This is a genomic window from Psychrobacter sp. AOP7-B1-24 (assembly GCF_052376215.1).
GTDB lineage: Bacteria > Pseudomonadota > Gammaproteobacteria > Pseudomonadales > Moraxellaceae > Psychrobacter.
Map to the genome: position 1 here is coordinate 1 of NZ_JBQSVL010000138.1, position 3,414 is coordinate 3,414.

At 36.8% G+C, this 3,414-nt stretch carries 4 protein-coding genes and 1 pseudogene; 1 reads left to right on the plus strand and 4 read right to left on the minus strand.

The window, feature by feature from the left end:
* Both repM and ACT3QP_RS14395 read right to left on the minus strand, forming a co-directional pair.
* Positions 1-750, minus strand: a 750-nt coding sequence (gene repM / locus ACT3QP_RS14390) for a replication initiation protein RepM (protein ID WP_444525977.1), incomplete at its 3' end; no start/stop codon positions are given.
* An 831-nt stretch (positions 751-1,581) separates the two neighbouring features.
* Positions 1,582-1,797 carry a MobA/MobL family protein gene (locus tag ACT3QP_RS14395; protein WP_444525978.1) on the minus strand — a complete coding sequence of 72 codons (216 nt, stop codon included), beginning with the start codon at positions 1,795-1,797 and terminating at the stop codon, positions 1,582-1,584.
* A 256-nt stretch (positions 1,798-2,053) separates the two neighbouring features.
* Between ACT3QP_RS14395 and ACT3QP_RS14400 the strand changes: the two genes are divergently transcribed.
* The gene (locus tag ACT3QP_RS14400; protein WP_443554916.1) at positions 2,054-2,242 is read left to right on the plus strand and encodes a hypothetical protein; all 189 of its coding nucleotides are present in this window, start codon (positions 2,054-2,056) and stop codon (positions 2,240-2,242) included.
* A gap of 296 nt (positions 2,243-2,538) precedes the next feature.
* Here the strand turns inward: ACT3QP_RS14400 and ACT3QP_RS14405 are convergent, their stop codons facing one another.
* A complete protein-coding gene (locus tag ACT3QP_RS14405; RefSeq protein ID WP_443554917.1) occupies positions 2,539-2,856 on the minus strand; it encodes a hypothetical protein in 318 nt (105 codons plus the stop codon).
* A gap of 282 nt (positions 2,857-3,138) precedes the next feature.
* Positions 3,139-3,414 (minus strand): annotated as a pseudogene (locus ACT3QP_RS14410) (replication initiation protein RepM); the annotation flags it as partial.

Consider the following 3,414-nt stretch of genomic DNA (forward strand, 5'->3'; position numbering starts at 1 on the left):
GTCTTTAATGGTAGTTTTGATCGGTTCTTTTTGCTTGTCTTTAAAATTAAATTTAAAGATGAAGCCCGCAACTTTTCGACCTTCCTTGTACTGCTCATAGCTGACGATTATGTCTGTATGCTCGTTAATTTGCTTGATGGCTGGGTCTAATGCTCTAGCTTTAAAGTTCGCTATTCTTTTATATTCTTTATCATCAATATCAAACCTGTGCCTTAGCTCGTTGTATGAGACTGAAGGAACTGTTTTAGACTTTCGCCACTGCATCATCATTTCGTACAATCGATGCGCGTAGACGCTTGTTAGCGGTGCTTTTTGCTTCAAATGATAACGTGAAAAATCGCCTTTTAATTTCCCTGCTAGCTTTATTAAATCAGGCGTAAACGCTAACTTGACCAAGCCCTGACCTTCTACATAAGCTATATTCCAAACCCAACGTGCTTTTCTATGCTCTTGGTGAGTCGGGAACTTCTCACTTTGCACACTGTAAGTAAAGTATCTAGTAAATAGGTTTTCGCTTGCTTCTCTAAGTGCTGTATAAGCTGTTTTCATATCAACATCATATATCTTTGCGTATTCATCAGCCCTTATATGCACGAACTCGTGCATCGTCAAAAGGTCTTTTTCACATTCGTCATAAGTTGCTAAGTCAGCCAAAGCTATATCAAGCAGCCTTATCTCTTGAACTGTGAGTGAGTAACTGGCTTCAATTAGCGTATTACTTTTAACAACCATATCTTGAGGTTTTTTCATCAGCACATGTCCTAAAAACTATTTAGCTACATACTATCACACCTATGTAGGTAAATACCTTGGATTTGTAGACATTAAACCTTGGATTTGTAGACATTAAACCTTGGATTTGTAGACATTAAACCTTGGATTTGTAGACATATAGAGGTTGAAAGCTATATATCACGGTGCTTACAGAGGGCGGAAAACTCTTTAAAACTCTTTAAAACTCTTTAAAAGGATTAAAAGGATTAAAAGGATTAAAAAAATATTGCTGAAAAAAGCTAGGTAATTTATCAAGATTGGATAAAAGAAATTAACGACTTAAACCACCCCTTTTGGTAACAGCTCTATCTTGATTGTAATTAAACGAGCTTATACAGCTCTATATTGCCGTATTTTGGTCTTTAGACAACTCAGAGCTATATCCTTCAGTAGAAGCGCTTAAAGACGCTCTAAGCGCATCTGTGTGCTTCTCACGCTCATTTGAAGATAGTCTGTGAATGTCAGAAAGCGCATGTTTAAGCTAATAACACGTTTTACTAATAGTATCTGCTAGATGCTCTTTAGCGACTTCCTTAACTTCATTAGATCGGCTATCGTCTGAAATATAGGCATCTAAGGCTTCGATATAAATAAATGATGAAATAATATCTCTATTCATTTGTTTAACGTCACCGCTACTACCGCCTAATTTCTTTATCAGTTAGTCGATTAATAGCGCCATATTTGTCTGCAAGCGTCTAGGCGAACTGATGCACGATTGTTTTGCGATCTTCTGCGCTTAATTCATGTGGTAGATTAACCAGCAACACGCGCATCGACTCGCTTCTCGGCAGCCTTCGCTTTGTTTCATAAATCACTGCGTGAAATTTTAGCGTTGGCAGCAGTCAACGCTGACGGCAAAATAATATCCGCGCTCATCACGCCATGCTTTTTTGAATAATCATGGGTCTTACCATAGCGCTTATCCTCTAGTTCTATCCTTGCTTGATATCTCATACTGGCAACGGCACTTTGTCCGTTACTGCGAGATACTGATTTGGTCGATGCGATAAAAATAGCCATTTCTACAAGCTCTGTTTTCAGGTTTTTAACATTGCGTCTTTTTGCAATGTTGGGGGTGTGGGGGTCTTACCCCTGCCGATGTTTTGACTTCATAAATGTATTGCCGTAGGTAATAAACATTTGTGAAGTCGAAAACTCGCACTTAGTCAGTGGGACTCAACCATCCGTCAAATAACTATATCATAAACTGTTGTTAGGTATTGGCGAATTTGCTATAGTTAAGTACATGAATAATTTGGTGATTCAAGGATACGGTATGAGCTTACTTGGTGGCAATTATTTGAAAGAGCAGCAGAAGATTAACGATCTTGAGCTTAAGATAAATAGAGAGAAGCAGAAGTTAGATAAGAAGCTGACACGGCAAAAAATACTACTGGGTGCTTTTCTTGTGGATGCTTTAGAGAAAGATGCAGTAGATGGTTTAAAGGAATACACGGCTGACTAAATTAGAAATTATTTAATATATGATTCAGGATAAAAATTTAAACATCTTACCTATAAAAATTTCTATTATTGAATAGGAGTAATAGCTAAAAATACGTATATTGGAATTAACTATTTAATTATTTAAAATAAAGAAAGCGGATGACATATGAAATAATCATGGAAATTACAAAAAAATACCAATATAGGTGTTTCGGTTTAATTAAACCAGTATGTTTATAAAAGAAAAAACTGAGTATATTTAAAATAAGCAATATACCTAAGAAATAAGCAATAGATATTAAATCTTGCGTCATGTTAGTAATCTCCACCATCTTTACCATAGTCGCTACCAGATTTATCAGTCATTTTTGTTACTCCTCCAACTACAACTCCACCTGTGGCAGTAGCTCCTATAACATTAACGGCTGTTTGTATACCCATAGGGCCACCGAAAAAACCTGCAAATGCTCCTGTTCCTACAGCGAGTGCCCCACCAACAGCTGTAGGTTTTTGGTTAGAAGCAGCCATAGCTCCTGCATAACCAGCTCCTCCTGCTGCACCTCCAACAACTGCTCCTGGCAAAGCAAACCCAGCCGAAACGCTTTCCAATTCTTTCAACTCTAATTCACGCATTTTTGACTACTCCATTTCCATTATAAAAAATCAGTAACGGCAGCTCTATAAACTGATTAGTTGATTAATATTAAACACTGTCTTTAAAGCAAAAAATAATAAACTCAAAATAGCAAACTATAGAATATACATTTGTTTTTAAAAAACGATAAATAGTAATGATATTGATAACCATTGTCAACAATTATATACCCTAGAGGAACCAGCTACTTCATTCCTAAAACGTATTAACAGACTACTTAAAACAGACTGGTATAATGAAACTACTTATAACAGTCTGTTTTAGCTTTTCAGTGGATCGGGGAATTCATATCCTGACATCAATATATATTTGCGCCACTCTTGACGTGTTTCATCGTCTGTTAACCCTTGCTCAACCCATATCAGCAGCTCTTCCCTGCTCTTTCCAATCGTTTGAGAACTATAATCACGGATAAAATCAAAGTTATTTAACAGCTTATTGGCAAATGTGTTTCTTTGCTTGTCAGTCATGGTTGGTATAGCTTTAGGTGCGCGCTTGGTAGTATCTGGCTTATCGTCGCTGACGGTTTTATCAAT

What these genes read in the sequence shown, in the direction of transcription:
- ACT3QP_RS14400 (WP_443554916.1), top strand. Translation starts at nt 2,054, where the DNA reads ATGAGCTTACTTGGTGGCAATTATTTGAAAGAGCAGCAGAAGATTAAC.
- ACT3QP_RS14405 (WP_443554917.1), bottom strand. Translation starts at nt 2,856, where the DNA reads ATGCGTGAATTAGAGTTGAAAGAATTGGAAAGCGTTTCGGCTGGGTTT.
- ACT3QP_RS14395 (WP_444525978.1), bottom strand. Translation starts at nt 1,797, where the DNA reads ATGGCTATTTTTATCGCATCGACCAAATCAGTATCTCGCAGTAACGGA.